Below are 17,975 nucleotides of genomic sequence, written 5' to 3'. Positions count from 1 at the left end.
TTGAGCTCTCAAAACTGAGCAACGAGTGAGTGTTTTGCAGCTAAGCTGCATATTTGAATGTTTCCACTCGGGAAACGATTCTCCATAGAAAGGAGGTGATCCAGCCGCACCTTCCGATACGGCTACCTTGTTACGACTTCACCCCAATCATCTATCCCACCTTCGGCGGCTGGCTCCTTGCGGTTACCCCACCGACTTCGGGTGTTATAAACTCTCGTGGTGTGACGGGCGGTGTGTACAAGACCCGGGAACGTATTCACCGCGGCATGCTGATCCGCGATTACTAGCAATTCCGACTTCATGCAGGCGAGTTGCAGCCTGCAATCCGAACTGAGACCGGCTTTGTTGGGATTGGCTCCATCTCGCGATTTCGCAGCCCGTTGTACCGGCCATTGTAGTACGTGTGTAGCCCAGGTCATAAGGGGCATGATGATTTGACGTCATCCCCACCTTCCTCCGGTTTGTCACCGGCAGTCTATCTAGAGTGCCCACCCGAAGTGCTGGCAACTAAATATAAGGGTTGCGCTCGTTGCGGGACTTAACCCAACATCTCACGACACGAGCTGACGACAACCATGCACCACCTGTCTCCTCTGTCCCGAAGGAAAGGTACATCTCTGTACCGGTCAGAGGGATGTCAAGACCTGGTAAGGTTCTTCGCGTTGCTTCGAATTAAACCACATACTCCACTGCTTGTGCGGGTCCCCGTCAATTCCTTTGAGTTTCAGTCTTGCGACCGTACTCCCCAGGCGGAGTGCTTAATGTGTTAACTTCGGCACCAAGGGTATCGAAACCCCTAACACCTAGCACTCATCGTTTACGGCGTGGACTACCAGGGTATCTAATCCTGTTTGCTCCCCACGCTTTCGCGCCTCAGCGTCAGTTACAGCCCAGAGAGTCGCCTTCGCCACTGGTGTTCCTCCACATATCTACGCATTTCACCGCTACACGTGGAATTCCACTCTCCTCTTCTGCACTCAAGTCACCCAGTTTCCAGTGCGATCCGGGGTTGAGCCCCGGGATTAAACACCAGACTTAAATGACCGCCTGCGCGCGCTTTACGCCCAATAATTCCGGACAACGCTTGCCCCCTACGTATTACCGCGGCTGCTGGCACGTAGTTAGCCGGGGCTTTCTTCTCAGGTACCGTCACCTTGAGAGCAGTTACTCTCCCAAGCGTTCTTCCCTGGCAACAGAGCTTTACGATCCGAAAACCTTCATCACTCACGCGGCATTGCTCCGTCAGGCTTTCGCCCATTGCGGAAGATTCCCTACTGCTGCCTCCCGTAGGAGTCTGGGCCGTGTCTCAGTCCCAGTGTGGCCGATCACCCTCTCAGGTCGGCTACGCATCGTCGCCTTGGTGAGCCGTTACCCCACCAACTAGCTAATGCGCCGCAGGCCCATCCCCAAGTGACAGATTGCTCCGTCTTTCCAGTTCTCTTCAGGCGAAGAAAACAACTATTCGGTATTAGCTACCGTTTCCGGTAGTTGTCCCAAACTTGAGGGCAGGTTGCCTACGTGTTACTCACCCGTCCGCCGCTAAGTATCAAGGAAGCAAGCTTCCTATCAACTCCGCTCGACTTGCATGTATTAGGCATGCCGCCAGCGTTCGTCCTGAGCCAGGATCAAACTCTCCAATAAAGTATTGAAAAGAGCGATAAGCTCATTTTGAATCTGACGAGATTAAAATCTCATTTATGCTCCAGCCGATTCAAGCCAAGGCTTGTTTCAAACTTTCGCGTTCATTCTGCAAGCAGAATGTTTACTCACTCGTTGTTCAGTTTTCAAAGATCAAACTTGTTTCGTTACCGAATGTCGTTCTCTTCAGCAACTCTTATATAATATCATGTCCGAACCAACTTTGCAAGTTCTTTTTTTAAGTTTCTTTCGAAGCTTATTTCATTCGCTTGCCGCACCGTGTATCTCGTGTTTTTTTGGCCGGAAATAGAATATACCATGTACAGTTATGTAACGCAAGTCTTTTTTCTAAATACATTAATTCTTATAAAAACAAGCAATTACCTATAGCCAGCCAATGATACATATGCATAAGACTCCCATATGAGCTCTAATCAAATTGTAGAGAAACTCATTTTGCATAAGCGCCCTACTGACTCTGTTGATTACATTTATATCACGAAAAGCTCACTTCATCATCATCCGCCTATTGAAAGAAAGAACAGTATAGATACTTCTATTATAGAAACTTAATAACCCATGATTTCAATGGATAAACAACCAACAGATCATAGAACATTATATTCGTTCCTTCTATATAGAAGAAACACATTTTTGAGATTCATTTTACACAAGAAAGGAAAACAAAAAAGCGAAAGCTCCGGGTTTAGATCCCGTGGCTTCCGCTTCTTTCATATAAAAGGCTGCATACTTAACGCAGTATTCCTCATCCCAACTATTGTACGCTTACTCTCCGCCAATAAATACGTATCGGCAGACTACAATGAGCGCCAAGATCCACATAAGCCAGTGAATTTTCACTTTACGCTCTGTAACCAAGTTACTGAACACCGCCAGAATTACATAAGATACGATACCCGCGGAGATCCCGTTTGCGATTCCACCTGTGAAAGGCATCAATACAATCGTAAGGAACGCAGGGAAAGCTTGCAGGAAATCATCCCACTCGATGCTGCGCACTTGACTCATCATAAGCACACCCACGATGATCAAGGCCGGAGCCGTCGCAGCAGATGGAACAACCAGTGCAAGCGGAGCGATAAACAGGGCCAAGATGAACAGCAAACCTGTCGTTACCGAAGTCAGTCCTGTACGTCCACCCGCCTCAACGCCTGAAGCACTTTCAACGTATGCCGTAATGGTACTCGTACCCAGTGCAGCACCTGCGCTGACACCAACTGCATCGACGAGCATCGCTTTACCGATCGTTTTCTCGCCTTTTTTCTTATCCTTCATAATCCCCATACGTGTTGCCGTACCTACCATCGTACCGAACGTGTCGAACAATTCAACAAAGGTAAAGATGAAGATGATCTCAAACAATCCGAGACTGATGGCACCTTTCAAATCCAACTGTCCAACCGCCAGATCGCTGAAGTTAGGCAACCAGCTTGCACCTGAAAGACCACTCAGATTCGTAACACCCATTGGAATACCAATCAGCGTTGTTACTACGATTCCGATCAGCAGAGCGCCTTTGACGCGCATAACCATCAGTATAGCAATAAGGAGCAAACCAATCAGAGCCAGCAATGCATCGTGATGTGTTATAAAGTTGCCCAATGACAGATTAAAACTGCTACCTGGAATCGGCTGACTCAGATCTGCGTCTGGTGCAACATTAACGGTTACTGCCACGAGATTAGCAAGTTTGAAACCGATAATGGTAATAAAGAGACCGATACCTACCGTGATGGCCATTTTGATCGACTGCGGAACTGCAACAAGCAGCATTTGCCGAATCTTCGTCACGGTCAAAATAATAAACACGATACCGGAAAGGAATACTGCTCCGAGAGCAGCCTGCCAAGTAATCGCCCCATTGGAGCTTAGAACGACAGTCATGAAGTACGCATTCAATCCCATACCTGGTGCGAGCGCAATTGGAATATTCACGAACAATCCCATAATAATAGTCATTAATCCGGCGCCGACGGCTGTTGCAAAGAATACTGCATTATCCGACATCCCCGCTCCGGCTTGTCCCAGGAACAACGTATTTACGAAAAGAATGTAAGCCATTGTCATAAAGGTAGTAAGACCCGCAACAATCTCCGTTCTAACGTTTGTTCCGTTTTCTTTTAATTTAAAAAAACGATCCATAATTCACTAACTCCCCCTTAGAGATGTTGAAGCCATATTGAAAAACGACAAATGACCCTGATGAAGATTCTTCACCCAGGGTTCAGCTGACAAGGAGCGGCACGATGCCTCTGCTAAGAACAAAAAAAATTCTAATGTGCGTGATGTCCCCGCAATCATGTAGAATTCATGTGCTTAGCCTTCTCCTCTTCGTAGCCAGATCATTAGGGTGATCTCGTAGAGACTCTCAGGCCAATTCCCGAGATTATACGAATTAGTATGCGCTATTTGTTTGTTTCCCATCACTATTTTAGGAGGGCAGTATGTTTTTGTCAATGAGAAAAACGAATGTTAATATCAATATCCAATAATATCGTTCGTATTATTTAACAGATTGAACCAGTTCAGCGGTTTACAACCCAATTGTATGCGCTTTTTTCGGTGAAGCCTCCATGGAATATGTTCATTCTGTCAGACTGAAAGTTCAGCAGTTTAACATAATAAAAGCTAGCCTGATCAAAGGGCGAAAAGCGCTCTCATCAGGCTAGCTTATGTTTTTGATGCGTTTAAGCAATCCGTTGAATGATGATCTAGGAATAATGATGTCTCGTATTCCGAAGGCGTATACTCATTAGGTATATGGAGCAATTGGCGACATGTTCCGGAGCATTTTTTTACCGGATTAGTCCTATGTCAATTATATTTCTGTCTGCGGAGCATCCTGTATGTCTTGTTGTTCCTGATTCGTGTCCGTTGTTAAGTCAGAGGATAACTCCTGGTTGCTGGTCTGATCGGAAGAAGCATCCGCTGCCTCTAAGTTCACAAATGGAAAGTCCCCGGAACCGGAGGCCAGGTCTTGCATACCTGAACCGCATCCTGCCAGCATCACCATCAGAAACGCACTTCCAATGCCCATCTTCCATTTGCTCATATAGTCGGTTTTACGCATACATTCAATCTCCTTTCAGTAGCCATATAGCTCTTAGTATATAAATATTGTACAGGCTAGACCTGAAAGAATCATGAAGTGAACTTTAAAATGGGATGAAATTCTAGAGTTTATTCATACTGTACGCAATAAAAAAAGACTCCCTTCTATTTGCTAAACACGCAGATAAAAGAGAGTCATTTTTCAATTTATTGTTATAGTTATATATCCTATTCCCACTCGATCGTTGCAGGTGGTTTGGATGTTACGTCATACACGATACGGTTTACGTTGTCGACTTCATTAACGATCCGTACGGAGATTTTCTCCAGCACATCCCAAGGGATACGTGCCCAGTCCGCAGTCATACCGTCGATGGATGTTACAGCACGGATACCTACAGTGTAGGAATACGTACGCGCATCACCCATAACGCCAACACTCTTCATGTTAGGCAGGGCTGTGAAGTACTGCCAGATTTCGCGGTCGAGACCGGCTTTGGCAATCTCTTCACGCAGGATGTAGTCTGAATCACGAACAATTTTGAGTTTCTCTTCAGTAACCTCACCAAGAACACGGATCGCAAGACCCGGACCAGGGAACGGTTGACGGTGTACAATTTCGTCCGGCAGACCACATTCGGTACCCACTTTACGTACTTCATCCTTGAACAGCGTGCTCAGCGGCTCGATCAGTTTGAAGTTCATGTCCTCAGGCAGACCGCCCACGTTGTGGTGGGATTTGATGGTCTGTGCAGTCGCTGTACCACTTTCCACGATGTCCGTGTACAGTGTACCTTGCGCCAGGAATGCAAAATCATCGAACTGCTTGGACTCTTCGTCAAAGACGTAAATAAACTCGTTACCGATGATTTTACGTTTTTGTTCTGGATCATCCACGCCAGCCAGTTTGGACATGAAGCGCTCCTGTGCATCAATTTTGACCACTTTCATATCGAATTTGCCGACAAACGTCTCCATTACACTTTCAGCTTCACCTTTACGCAGCAGACCGTGGTCGATAAACATACATGTCAGTTGATCCCCAATGGCTTTGTGAAGCAATGCAGCTACAACGGAAGAATCCACACCGCCGCTGAGTGCACACAGTACTTTACTGTCTCCAACTTTTTCACGAATGTCTTTGATCGTGTCATCGATGAATGTCTCCATCGTCCAGTTGCCTTCGCAACCACAGATTTCGAACAAAAAGTTACGAATCATGTCGTTACCGCGAACAGAGTGACGTACCTCCGGATGGAACTGAACAGCATACAATTTGCGCTCATCGTTGCTCATGGCAGCGATTGGCGCACTTTCCGTGCCTGCATCCAGTTTGAAACCTGGAGGAAGTGTAACCACGTGGTCACCGTGACTCATCCATACCGTATGTTCCCCTTCAATACCTTTTGCCAGTGTAGATCCAGCAGCAAATTCAAGGTCTGCTTTACCATACTCACGCTTCTCGGAACGTTCTACTTTACCTTCGAGCTGTTGGGCCATAAGCTGCATCCCGTAGCAGATACCGAAGATTGGCAAGCCCAGGTCATAGACACCCGGGTCCACGTGTGGAGCATTCTCAGCGTATACGCTGGACGGCCCACCTGAAAATACGATTCCTTTTGGTGCCATTTCTGCGATCTTTTCCGCCGGTGTGTTATACGGCAAAAGCTCGCTGTATACGCCAAGATCCCGGATTCTTCTGGCGATTAACTGGTTGTATTGGCCCCCAAAGTCAAGGACAACCACAATCTCATTCTGCTTATTCATAACCGTGCCTCCCTCAATTCAATGAAACTAATTATACGCAACGACAAAACATACCGTCAAGGAAAGGCGAAACTCCTTTTTTCGACATATCAAAACAGGATTACCAAATGACTTCAAATATGAAATTCCGAATAGAAAAGCTTGACAGCAAGATGCCGGTTCAAGTGTATGATCGTGGAAAGACGCCTCGATCGCAGTACAGCGAAAAGCGTCTTATGTATGGCATGCAGCGATAAACCAAACACTGCATTTAAAGAACAATACGCCAGCCAATGGTGATCTTCATCTGCCCACAAGTGGCCAAGCTCTATTGGAAAGCGATAGCGATTGTATGCAGCTGATTCGCAGCTTTGGTGTAACGTTGTAACATCCATGTGTTACAACGCCTGCAACCGCCGGGCCAGACGAAGTGCCCGGCGCAGGAAGTCCAGACTGTCCGCGCGCAGCGGACGGTCTGGTCCGTACAGCAGCCGTTCCCAGTCGGCTGCAAACCGCGCGATGTCCGCGCCGTCCGCGCCTGCGGCCAAAGCCGGTGACGCTGCATATTCACGCAGCGTCATACCCGGCGGCCTCGGGCCGTACCGGCGCGCGAGCGCGGCCCAGACCGGAGCGGCGGCGCCCAGCAGCCGCTCGCGGTCCGGAAAGCTGCTGCGCGGCCACGCCAGCAGCAGCCTGATCTGCAGCGCGGGGCGTAGCCGCCGCATGCGAACCAGAGCAGCGGCGCCCAGCAGGGCCGCTGCCACAAAGGCTGCCGCGAGCCATGGCTCCGCGGCAATGGCCCGTGCGCGGGCGAGCAGCCATGCGCCCGCGTAACCCAATCCGCCGTTCATATACGGCGGAGTCTCCGCAACAGGCTGCGCCCCGGCGAGCGCTGCCACATCTTTGCCCGCGCCTTGCGCCATGGTGAAGCCTGGCGTAGCCTCAAACGGCATCCAGCCTGCACCTGGGAAATATACCTCCACCCAGGAATGTGCATCTCCTTGGGATATTATGTACTGACCAGGGACATCCGGGTCAGCTACTCCAGGCCCAAAGCCTTTAACCCAGCGTGCAGGGATTCCCTCCGCACGAAGTAACACAATCATAGCTGTGGAGAAATGATTGCAATATCCCTGCCGGGTAACGAATAGAAAATCGTCCACAAAATCTGCTCCTCGCGGTGGCATACGGGTATCCAACGTATACTCGGCATGAGCAGCCAGATAAGTCTTTATAGCTTGCACAGCGTCATATCGGGTCTCACTGCCTTGAATGATTTCCTTGGCAAGCGTCTGCACTCGACCGGGGAGTGATGTAGGCAATTGCAGATAGTCCCTCCGAATGGCTGCCGGATCTTTCCCTTTATTCGTTTCCTCAAGCAGACGTAACTGTTCAGGTGTTGCGACAGGAACCATGACGTCTGCCGAATAATGTTTAACTATCTTATCGTCCCCGGAGCTGGCGAGCCACAATGTTGCCGAATCGCGATTAGACAGCAAAGAAAACATGTTTTCCTGATTATCCTTGTTCTTATCCTGAAACGATACGTTGACCGGTATGCCCCCGGTAAAAAGTGGATTTGGTCCTTTCCACTCTCGCTGCATCGTGACAGTTTGGCGAATGCGACTCCAATAGGTTGGATTCTCCCATCCATCTGTGCGCAGCAATCCGGATGGACTTGCCGTTTCGAAGCTTTGACCCGGATCACTCCAAGTACTACCGTTATAATATGAACGGGTCTCCCCTCGCCAATACGTCACTTTTGGACTCTTTGCTATAAAAAAGATGGAATTCCCCGGCACCAACGGCGCTCCCATAGGCGCGTCCGCTGTGCTATATCCCGTGACCGCCGTTGCAGCAGGGATACTACTGTGCTGTGTATAACCTGCCCAGCGAGCTAGGCGTTCACCCATCTGCTCCAAAGATATGCGTTCCGGCTCAGGAATGGAAGCAAACTGGCCAGGTAACGCTGAGAGAAGCACCATACTTGTGGAAACAACGATAGTTACTGCACTCCAACGGCCATAGGGGCTGCCGCGATAACTCGGAGTCGTGACTCCTCCATTGAGACGCAGTAGCTGAAGCAGAGCCTGAATAAGAAAAGTCCATAGGACAGACCTTATTACAGAAGCATACACATCCAGCCCCGCAAAAGATTCAAGCAGTAGCAAATAGAGCAGTGTTGCACTGCCAAACAGCATAACGCTTCGACGTAACAATACGAGGATTTGCACAGAAGCCATGAGCATGCTCCAGCCGCACATCATGAACAAACCTCTCGTTTCTGTACTAATCGAGTGGAATCGCCAGTTATTTATAAACGTGTCCATATCCGCTAAAAGTATTCCCGGGTATGCAACCGCCCAACGGGCAGGATCACTTCCTCCGTACATCAGACATAAAGCAGTGATTGCAATGAATAATCGGATCAGTACTCCGGTGATCCATCCTGTACGAATCAACCCCGCGAGCAGCAATGCTCCCGTTAATCCCGCCATTACGGACAAGAATCGTTCACTGCCCTGCTGATCTGCTGACGTAACAGGATAGATCCACTCCAGAGACAGTATGAGTAAAATGGCCGAAATAAAAATTCGGTACAGGACAGGGACTGTAACATCCCCCTCATCGTTTACCTCCGTCACAGCATTCTGGTTCACAGCTTTATTACCATTACGCTCCCACATCAGTTACCTCCACCTTCCCCAATGAAGATAACGCAACGTCTGTAACCACGTGGATCGGCACCCCGCTGTGACGAAGCCGCTCCAAACTTAAGCTGTCATATCCCAATCCATTCATCAATCTATCCGTTGATCCTAATTGGTTCTGGTTCGCTTCAGTCAATTGCACCTCTACACGATAACCCGACCCGATTGCAGTTATGATCCATTCGGCCAGAACCTGATCCATCTTACCTGTGAGAACCACAATTCGCGACCCGCTCGCCAATCCATACAGCATCTCCGTTCGGATCGAAACAGACACTGATTGTGCTTGGGATATTCGTGCCCCCGCTAGCTTGTCCAGTCCATGATTCTCATCATCTGCATGGAACGGCCCATGTTGCCATTGATCTTGTGCATCATAGCTCTTATCGCCGCCTTCCATCCACAGATGATAAGGAATGTCATCCCGCTCAGCGGTATGAATCCAGCGGGCAGCTGCACGAACCACTCGTTCAAAAGCAGGTGCATCCATGTTCTCCCGCTGTTTTACGTCATAACCCGACGCGCCTTCATACACAAGGATGCCGAGCGAAGCCAGATCCGTGGTATCGGGCAGAAAGGTCTGAAGTTTTCCCGTTTTGGCTGTACTTTTCCAATGTACACGTCCCAGTGGGTCACCCTGCTGATATTCACGGAACTCAGGGCTGCGGTTTCCCTGGCTATTTCTTCGCTCCGACAGAGTCCCTTCGATCATCGCTGCAAATTCTACCGAATCCCCCTTCCCCCAAGCCGTTGCTTGAGGAACAACAATCAAGGGCGTACCTCCTGCGGTCTCTGCGGAAAGCGTATTCCAGCCAAACATATCACCCCAGTACAATCTGCCCGTATCCCATCTATAGACTCCTCTGCGTAAACCAGAACATTCATATTGATAGGTAAATTGTCGCCGTGTTCCCGGAAAAATCAATTTGCGATGAACACCTGCAGGTGAGTTCTCACACAGAACGATCCATAACAATGGAATACGGCAATCGAATTCCAGATCGACCAGAACCCGTACCCGCTCACCTGCCTCAATCCGGTTTGCGTGTATTTTCCGACGGATGTGAATACGCCGTGGTCTGAACCAATGGAGAAGCAGACCTCCTGTGAACATCAAGAAAGCTATAATGGATAGAAACAACGCCGCTTTGCCCCCATGCCACTGATACAAGGAAGCGAAAGCAACTACCAAGACAGCACTAACCATCCGTTGTCCCAGCGCAGTCATTACCTCCGTCCCCTTCCCTGTGACGCCATTTGTACAGGAACCGGGACCGATGACAACGCTTCTTCTATGACTTGTGCTTGCCCCCAAACCTCCGCTCTGTTTTGCGCCTTCAATTGAATTCGATGGGATAGAACCGGCACAGCCAACTCTTTCACATCATCCGGAATGACATAACTGCGTCCTTGAAGGTAGGCAAATGACTGTGCCGCAGCCATCCAGGCCAGTGTTCCACGCGGGCTAATGCCCAGTCTGACCGCCGGAAGGCTGCGAGAGGCTACAGCAACGGCCACAAGATACTGTTTGACGACCGGATCAACATGTACCTGTTTAACTTCACGTTGCATGGCTACGACTTCTTCAGCAAGCAGGACAGGGCGAAGTTCATCCAGTGCTTCTCTACCTTGCATGCGGCTTAGCAATTCCAATTCCTGTTCCGGATCGGGATACCCCAGTCCAATCCTCATGATAAATCGATCCAGCTGCGCTTCAGGCAGACGGTACGTACCCTCGAACTGTAACGGATTCTGTGTCGCCAGCAGAAAGAACGGACGTGGCAAGGCATAGGTTGTGCCATCAACCGTAATACGTCGTTCCTCCATTGCCTCCAGCAGGGCAGACTGCGTACGCGGTGAAGCACGATTTATTTCATCAGCCAGGACAACGTTGGACATAACAGGTCCGGGCCGAAACTTGAATTCAGCTGTATGTGGATGATAGATTGAAGTCCCCGTAACATCTGACGGCATGACATCGGACGTGAATTGAATTCGGCCCATCGAGCAGTCCAGTGCAGAAGCAACGGCACGAACCAGCATCGTTTTCCCGGTACCCGGCACATCTTCCAAAAGTACATGACCTCCACTGAGCATTGCAGTGAGGACATAACGAATCTCTGTTTTTTTGCCAATAATCACACTCTCAACACGCTTCATGACCCTGTTTAACAATTCAACAGCATGTTCATGTTCCATTCGGATATAAGACATTTCTCTGATCTCCTTCCGTTCATCAGCATTCCTGAACCATAGTAATCTATGATTCAGTGTTGCCCGGAAGTAGAGAGAATAGTCCTGCAAGAATGACTTTCTTCAGATCATTTTATACTTAAATATGCTGTTCATTGCCGAAATGGATCTGGAAGCACCCGCCTTCACCGTCCACTCTGCTTCATTACTGGTTAAGGAATTCACCCTCAACCCCATCTGCTCTAGTAACTCACGTAACGGAACCCAGATGGTTCCACCCTGACTCAGTACGGCTCCCGTTTCAGTTGTCCCTGTTGTTGTCAGTGTTCCGCTCACACTGTCTGCATGAATCGTTCTTTCCTTCCATACTGCTATGGCTGTCCTTGTTTCAGAGTCCCAGCGAGTGCTGCCCCCGAATTTTTTCATGAAAGTACGCAAAGGCACCATGATTCGCTGACCCTCCATGCGGAACTCGCCCGGCTGCAAGGTAGCTGCAGCCAATCCCACCTCTACCTTCAGCTTCTTGCTTGCAAGCCATAACGTCGCGTTCGCTTCTACATGCTCTGCAATCCAGGCCTTTCCCGGCGCCTTGCGGGCTTTATACTTACCAGCTGGATGTACACGGAATTGAACTGGTTGATCCGTACTCTTTATGGTGTCAAAACGATATCCATGATCACGATAATATTTGATAATACCCGGAAGTGCCTTTACCGTTTCAGCATGTGCCCCGCCGTCATGCATCAGGACAATAACCGAACGTGCTCCCGCAGGTACTTTGGTCGAATTGCTGAGGATCTCTTTGGCCGGAACACCTTTACGCTTGGAATCCCCACTATCGACGTTCCAGTCCATGACGGTGTATCCACCCAATTGCAGCAGATCAAAATAACTCTCGTCAAAATGCCCGTAGGTACCACCTGGTGCTCGCACCAAATTCGGACGGAAACCAGTTATACGCTCCAGTACTTCCTCTGTCTGCTTGATCTGTTTCCAGAACACTTTGAAATCACTGTACAACTGTTCGTATTGATGATTAAACGTATGATTGCCCAAAGCATGTCCATCCTCCACAAGCCCCCGGATTAACTCGGGATAACGCTCTGCCTGCTCACCCAGCACAAAAAATGTAGCCAAAACCTTCTCCTTGCGCAAAATATCCAATACTTCACGGGTATGCTTACCCGGTCCGTCGTCAAAACTCAGATAGACTACCTTTTCTTGAGTATTCTTATCTTTCTGGATCGGATCACCTGAGCCGGAAGCAGAAGATGCATCAGCCGTGCCTGCATATACAGCGAATGCACATAGCAATATCGCAATCCGCACGACAATGACAGACCATTGTCCAGATAACAACGTATGTATGGATGTTACGGATATTTCCCCTTTTTTCTTGATTCTCAATTCCGGTCTCTGTACCATTTACGAATCGACCTCCACCGTCTCTAGTAATTTGCTGATAGACTTCAGCAGATTTGTTAGAATTATATGGAGGCTACATTGAAAAAAGACGTGATTTTGTTTAATATTTTTTTACAATTTGCTATCTAGCCTGATTGATTCTTCGCTTCAGATTAGGTAGCATAATGGACAGGCAGAACGTATTAAAACACCTTGGAGAGTATCCATCCTCCCACCCCGTATTCAGGAGAGTGAAATCTATTGGAATTGCTTGAGAAGATCCAACATCTGTTTGGGTCCTACGGATACAGCGTATTGTTTTTGGGCTTGTTGCTTGAATTCATTGCACTTCCCTTTCCTGGTGAAACAACGATGGCTTACGCAGGTTTTCTCTCCTACAAGGGACATCTCGACTTCGGAGTCCTCACCATACTGGCTTTTCTGGGAACAACGATCGGCATGACAATCACTTATTTTATTGGAGCCAAAGCAGGACTGCCCTTTATAACAAGATATGGAAAATGGTTTCTGCTGAAGCAGGACAAGCTCGATAAAACGCAAAAGTGGTTCGCCAAGTATGGGAATGCCCTAATCTTCATCGGTTATTTCATTCCGGGTGTAAGGCATTTCACCGGATATTTTGCGGGTATAGCCGCTGTTCCCTTCCGCAAATTCGCTCTCTATGCCTATTCAGGCGCGCTGTTCTGGGTTGTACTGTTTCTGGGCATTGGCAAAATATTCGGCCCCCAGTGGAATGCCGTATTCCATCTGGCTCATCAATACGCAGCATATATCGTGGGGGGAATTGGCTTATTGCTTATCGTTGCTGTGCTTTACCGTTACCGCAAAGCATGGGCAGCAAGATCCGCCGTGTCCAAGCCAGCCCCTGTTCGACAAAGACAAAAGTAAATTCAGACAAACGTCCATCTATAATAAGCAGGCAAGGAGTTGCGAATAATCGCAGCTCCTTTTTTTTGTGATAATCCGAATTCATCCAGGTCATACTAACTTGAAAATATAGGATGTATAAGGAGGAGATATGATGAGTGCATCGGTACAGGACGATCAAGATCTGAAAAGAATCTCTCCAGATCTGAATGAAAATACTACATACTGCAGGCAAGTAATGGGACACAGTAATGACTTGATGATTCGTCCTCTGCAGTGTTTACATAGATGGCCTGCCGTCATGCTGTACATTGATGGAATGGTCGATGTACAAATTCTAAATCACTCTATCATGGAATCCTTATTACATAAACGTGATCTTCCTGATTTTTCAGCGGATGATGAACATCTGAGTTACCTCCAAAATGATGTTCTGATCGCAAGTGATGTCCTGATCGTCGATGATATGGATGAAGTGCTGAATGCCCTGCTATCGGGATCAGCTATCTTACTGCTTGAAGGATCTTTACAAGGATTAAAAATTGGCGCAGCAGGCTGGGAAGACCGATCCATCGGGGAACCCGTCTCCCAGACTGTCGTTCGGGGTCCGATGGAAGGCTTCAACGAAAACCTACGTACTAACACTTCATTAATTCGTAAACGAATCCGAGATCCTCATCTTTGGATCGAAGAAAAAGAGATAGGCCGAGTGACCAAGACCCGGGTGGCTGTACTCTATCTGGAACATGTCGTGGATCAGGAGATTGTGCAGGAACTAAGGCGAAGACTGGATGAGATTGATATCGATAGTATTCTCGAGGGAGGATACATTGAAGAGCTGGTTCAGGATAAAACAGGGACCATTTTTCCAACAGTATATAATAGCGAACGACCCGATACCGTGTCCGCGGCACTGCTGGAAGGCCGGGTTGCAATCATTGTCGACGGGACACCCTTTGTTTTAGTTGTTCCCGCCTTGTTTGTGCATTTCTTTCAGTCACCTGAGGATTATTATCAGCGAGCTGATATCAGTACACTGATTCGATTGATCCGATATCTGGCCTTTTTTATCGCACTGCTCTCTCCATCTTTTTATATTGCCATTACTACTTTCCATCAGGAGATGCTTCCTACCAACCTTCTAATCAGTTTGGCGGCTCAACGAGAAGGCGTACCTTTCCCTGCTTTTATTGAAGCCCTACTGATGGAGCTAACTTATGAGATTCTGCGAGAAGCGGGCATTCGGATACCGAAGACGGTCGGTCAGGCTGTGTCCATTGTGGGTACGCTTGTTATTGGTCAAGCCGCGGTAGATGCGGGGGTAGTATCTGCTGCAATGGTTATCATCGTATCCATCACTGCGATATCCAGTTATGTCATTCCGGAAAATGGGCTCTCCATCTCGGTACGCATGTTACGGTTCGTTCTGATGATCTTGGCCGCTGCCTTCGGATTCTATGGCATCCTGATTGTGCTGTTAATTACTGTAACCCACCTTTGCAGCTTGCGTTCTTTCGGGGTACCGTATATGTCTCCTTTAGCACCCTTTATACAGAAGGATCTCAAAGACACGATCTTTCGTGTACCTTGGACCCGTATGAAAACTCGTCCGGTCTCTACCAGAACAACAAATGAAGTTCGACAGTCCACCAAAAAAACGAACCGGTAATTCGGTAAGGAGCATACACCATGAATAGATGCTTATGCTTGATATTATCTTGTTTCATTCTGCTTACTCTCCTTACCGGTTGCTGGGACCGACAGGAATTGAATGAACTTGGCATTATGCTGGGTCTCGGTGTGGACAAAGATGGAGATATGATCAAAGTAAGTGCTCAGGTCGTTGTTCCAAATGAGGTATCTTCCAAGGCGGGGGGAGGGAAAGGTACACCGGTTACACAGTATGAAGCATCCGCTCACACTTTGTTCGAAGCCATTCAGAAATTAACGGAAACCAGCCCGCGCAGAATTTTCCTTGCACATATCCGGGTTCTGATATTTGGAGAAGAATACGCACGTAAGGAAGGAATATATGACGTTATCGAGGCCCTAATGCGTGAACCTACAGCAAGACCCGATTATTACGTCATGGTCGCCAAGAACACCACTGCTTCCATGGTGCTTAACGTACTTACACCTTTAGATAACATCCCAGCTGAAAAAATGTTTAACTCTCTCGATATATCTTCTAAGACCTGGTCTCCCACTACCACGGTAACCGGAGATGAGTTACTGGAGTTCATGATATCGCCTGGAATCCAGCCCGTCATTACAGGGGTAGAGATCCTCGGTTCCAGAGGCCAAAGTGGGAATAAAGAGAATATATCCACAATCCGATCACCAGCTCGCCTCAATACGACGGGACTAAGTGTATTCAGAAAAGATAAACTGATTGGTTGGTTAACGGAGGACGAATCCAAAGGCTACAATTATATCCGTGACAATGTAGAATCAACGATCAGCCATATGCCTTGTCGCAAGAAGGGGAACGTGACGTTTAAGGCTCTCCGTACAACAACGAAAAGAAAAGCTGAAGTCGTAAATGGTAAACCTGTTATCAACATTGATGTCAAGAATGTCTCATCCATCGGTGCAGTTGAATGCGGAATCAAGATTGGGTCAATGAAAGTTCTTAAAGAACTTGAAGCCGATAGTGAAGAAAGGTTAATTGAACTGATGCAGAACTCCGTCAATTCAGTAAAACGCAAATTCCATGTCGATATATTTGGTTTTGGACAGGAACTGTACCATGCAGATCCCAAGTTCTTCAAGAATATAGAAAATGAGTGGGACAAGCATTTTGAAGAACTGGATATCAAATACAAAGCCAATGTGCAGATTAAACGTGTAGGTACACTGGATGATTCATTCAGAAATGAAATGAAGGAGTGAGAGAATGATGCTGATTACACTTGCGGTTATCTTCGTAGCAGCTATTATTGGCTGGATTGATCTGCCTGGTCTCATCCACCGAAAAGAGTGGCGAGAAACAGCCGTATATAGTGTAATGCTTCTCACCGCTACGGTATTCGCCGTTATAGCTTCGAATCTGTGGGAGTTCCCTAGTCCACTCTATATCATCATGTGGATCTACGAACCTGTGAACCATATATTGGCACAACTTACTGGGACTTAGGAGAAAAAGGAGGGTATATCATGCTTGAAAAGGGACGGATCGGAACAAGACAATTATCGACCCTTACATTTATGTTGGTGGTTGGAGATATGATGCTGATCTACCCTTCCGTTATCACGTCCTATGCTAAGCAAGATGCCTGGATATGTGCTCTTATCGGCATTCCGCTCGGAATGGCTCTCATGGCCCTGATTATGAAATTGGGAAGTATGCATCCGGGAATGAATCTGGTACAGATTGCCCGAAGTATTTTGGGCTTTTGGCCGGGTACCTTTTTTTCCTGCTTCTACTTGTTTTTCTTCCTGATTGGTACATCTACACATACTCGGGAAGTTGGCGATTTCATGACTTCCCAGATCTTTCAGTATACTCCCATACGTGTCATCATTCTTATGTTTGTTATTGCTATAGGATGGGGTGTATACCATGGCCTGGAGACGATCGCAAGAACCAGTGAACTACTGATACCAATCGTCATTCTTTTCACATTGGTACTCGCAGTCTGTCTACTTCCACAGGTTGAAACCAGTAATCTGGAGCCAATAGCAGACACGGGTGTTGTCTCCTTTGCGCAGGGTATTCTGGTGAGTATCATTTATCCCATCGGCGAAACCATCCCCATTTTGATGATCCTGCCCTACGTCGCAAACAGTGCCCACCGTTTGCGTGACATTATCATTTCAGCAGGGCTCGGCAATCTGATCCTTGCTATTCTGGTTACCATATCCATGCTCGTCCTCGGTCCTTTCCTTACCCAACATAATATATACGCTTCGTTTGTCTTGTCTCAGAAGATTAGCATCGGCGGATTTTTCGAACGCATCGAGGTCATCATGGCCTGCTCATGGCTTATTGCTACCTACTTCAAAGCGATAATCTACTTATATGCCTTTATTGTTGGATGCGCAGAACTGTTCAAACTTAAGCATTTCAAGATGCTCATTCTACCATCAACACTGCTCGTTTATGGCATGGCCAATCTCGTCGCGCCCAGTCTGACATTTATTATCATCACCATCGTTCCGTACTGGGTAGATTGGGACACCACATTAGGTTTCATTCTTCCGGGTATGTTAGTTCTAATACAGTTAGTGAAGTCCCGGAGAAAATCCAACTCACCACCTCAACCAGCCACTGAAGGATAACTCTGGCAAGTTAATGTAACATTAATCCATGGGAAGGAGCAG

12 protein-coding genes, 1 rRNA gene and 1 riboswitch are annotated in these 17,975 nt (G+C 47.7%); of the genes, 5 read left to right on the top strand and 8 right to left on the bottom strand.

The window, feature by feature from the left end:
• Positions 1-88: 88 nt before the first annotated feature.
• The 8 genes from ABTV53_RS03115 to ABTV53_RS03080 form a co-directional block, all read right to left on the bottom strand.
• Positions 89-1,641 (bottom strand): 16S ribosomal RNA (locus tag ABTV53_RS03115).
• A 783-nt stretch (positions 1,642-2,424) separates the two neighbouring features.
• The gene (locus tag ABTV53_RS03110; RefSeq protein ID WP_105602335.1) at positions 2,425-3,801 is read right to left on the bottom strand and encodes an NCS2 family permease; all 1,377 of its coding nucleotides are present in this window, start codon (positions 3,799-3,801) and stop codon (positions 2,425-2,427) included.
• Positions 3,802-3,973: 172 nt separating this feature from the next.
• A riboswitch (purine riboswitch) is annotated at positions 3,974-4,073 on the bottom strand.
• Positions 4,074-4,477: 404 nt separating this feature from the next.
• Entirely contained in the window at positions 4,478-4,729 is a 252-nt protein-coding gene (locus ABTV53_RS03105) for a hypothetical protein (RefSeq protein WP_433750497.1), read from the bottom strand.
• A 209-nt stretch (positions 4,730-4,938) separates the two neighbouring features.
• On the bottom strand, positions 4,939-6,477 hold the full coding sequence (guaA, locus tag ABTV53_RS03100; RefSeq protein ID WP_091039079.1) for a glutamine-hydrolyzing GMP synthase: 1,539 nt from the start codon (positions 6,475-6,477) through the stop codon (positions 4,939-4,941).
• A 377-nt stretch (positions 6,478-6,854) separates the two neighbouring features.
• Complete coding sequence (locus ABTV53_RS03095; RefSeq protein WP_433750494.1) at positions 6,855-9,143, bottom strand: transglutaminase-like domain-containing protein; 2,289 nt, start codon at positions 9,141-9,143, stop codon at positions 6,855-6,857.
• Complete coding sequence (locus ABTV53_RS03090; RefSeq protein ID WP_433750491.1) at positions 9,130-10,395, bottom strand: DUF58 domain-containing protein; 1,266 nt, start codon at positions 10,393-10,395, stop codon at positions 9,130-9,132. Before ABTV53_RS03090 ends, ABTV53_RS03095 begins: the two co-directional genes overlap by 14 nt.
• A complete protein-coding gene (locus ABTV53_RS03085) occupies positions 10,395-11,381 on the bottom strand; it encodes an AAA family ATPase (RefSeq protein ID WP_433750488.1) in 987 nt (328 codons plus the stop codon). The genes ABTV53_RS03090 and ABTV53_RS03085 overlap by 1 nt, the downstream gene beginning before the upstream one ends.
• Before the next feature lie 102 nt (positions 11,382-11,483).
• Positions 11,484-12,785: a polysaccharide deacetylase family protein gene (locus tag ABTV53_RS03080; protein WP_433750485.1), complete on the bottom strand. Its 1,302-nt coding sequence runs from the start codon at positions 12,783-12,785 to the stop codon at positions 11,484-11,486.
• Positions 12,786-13,025: 240 nt separating this feature from the next.
• On the opposite strand from ABTV53_RS03080, the gene ABTV53_RS03075 reads away from it, so the two are divergent.
• From ABTV53_RS03075 to ABTV53_RS03055, 5 genes are all read left to right on the top strand, one after another.
• Positions 13,026-13,673 (top strand): DedA family protein, encoded by a 648-nt coding sequence (locus ABTV53_RS03075; RefSeq protein WP_433750482.1) that lies wholly within the window; start codon positions 13,026-13,028, stop codon positions 13,671-13,673.
• A gap of 133 nt (positions 13,674-13,806) precedes the next feature.
• Positions 13,807-15,321 (top strand): spore germination protein, encoded by a 1,515-nt coding sequence (locus ABTV53_RS03070; protein ID WP_433754031.1) that lies wholly within the window; start codon positions 13,807-13,809, stop codon positions 15,319-15,321.
• Positions 15,322-15,341: 20 nt separating this feature from the next.
• Positions 15,342-16,544: a Ger(x)C family spore germination protein gene (locus ABTV53_RS03065; RefSeq protein ID WP_433750480.1), complete on the top strand. Its 1,203-nt coding sequence runs from the start codon at positions 15,342-15,344 to the stop codon at positions 16,542-16,544.
• 4 nt (positions 16,545-16,548) lie between these two features.
• Complete coding sequence (locus ABTV53_RS03060; protein WP_433750477.1) at positions 16,549-16,788, top strand: hypothetical protein; 240 nt, start codon at positions 16,549-16,551, stop codon at positions 16,786-16,788.
• Between the two features lie 20 nt (positions 16,789-16,808).
• Positions 16,809-17,933, top strand: coding sequence for a GerAB/ArcD/ProY family transporter (locus ABTV53_RS03055; RefSeq protein WP_433750475.1), 1,125 nt, complete (start codon positions 16,809-16,811; stop codon positions 17,931-17,933).
• The last annotated feature ends 42 nt before the right edge of the window (positions 17,934-17,975 follow it).

Origin of the sequence: Paenibacillus amylolyticus (genome assembly GCF_050990605.1) — a bacterium.
GTDB lineage: Bacteria > Bacillota > Bacilli > Paenibacillales > Paenibacillaceae > Paenibacillus > Paenibacillus amylolyticus_H.
The sequence above is the reverse complement of the archived record's forward strand: the minus strand, read 5'-3'. Positions and strand labels throughout refer to the sequence as shown.

Excerpts from the sequence above, each read along its gene's own strand:
- ABTV53_RS03080 (WP_433750485.1), bottom strand. The coding sequence starts at position 12,785 with ATGGTACAGAGACCGGAATTGAGAATCAAGAAAAAAGGGGAAATATCC.
- ABTV53_RS03065 (WP_433750480.1), top strand. The coding sequence starts at position 15,342 with ATGAATAGATGCTTATGCTTGATATTATCTTGTTTCATTCTGCTTACT.
- ABTV53_RS03095 (WP_433750494.1), bottom strand. The coding sequence starts at position 9,143 with ATGTGGGAGCGTAATGGTAATAAAGCTGTGAACCAGAATGCTGTGACG.
- ABTV53_RS03085 (WP_433750488.1), bottom strand. The coding sequence starts at position 11,381 with ATGTCTTATATCCGAATGGAACATGAACATGCTGTTGAATTGTTAAAC.
- guaA (WP_091039079.1), bottom strand. The coding sequence starts at position 6,477 with ATGAATAAGCAGAATGAGATTGTGGTTGTCCTTGACTTTGGGGGCCAA.
- ABTV53_RS03110 (WP_105602335.1), bottom strand. The coding sequence starts at position 3,801 with ATGGATCGTTTTTTTAAATTAAAAGAAAACGGAACAAACGTTAGAACG.
- ABTV53_RS03055 (WP_433750475.1), top strand. The coding sequence starts at position 16,809 with ATGCTTGAAAAGGGACGGATCGGAACAAGACAATTATCGACCCTTACA.
- ABTV53_RS03060 (WP_433750477.1), top strand. The coding sequence starts at position 16,549 with ATGATGCTGATTACACTTGCGGTTATCTTCGTAGCAGCTATTATTGGC.
- ABTV53_RS03090 (WP_433750491.1), bottom strand. The coding sequence starts at position 10,395 with ATGACTGCGCTGGGACAACGGATGGTTAGTGCTGTCTTGGTAGTTGCT.
- ABTV53_RS03105 (WP_433750497.1), bottom strand. The coding sequence starts at position 4,729 with ATGCGTAAAACCGACTATATGAGCAAATGGAAGATGGGCATTGGAAGT.
- ABTV53_RS03070 (WP_433754031.1), top strand. The coding sequence starts at position 13,807 with ATGAGTGCATCGGTACAGGACGATCAAGATCTGAAAAGAATCTCTCCA.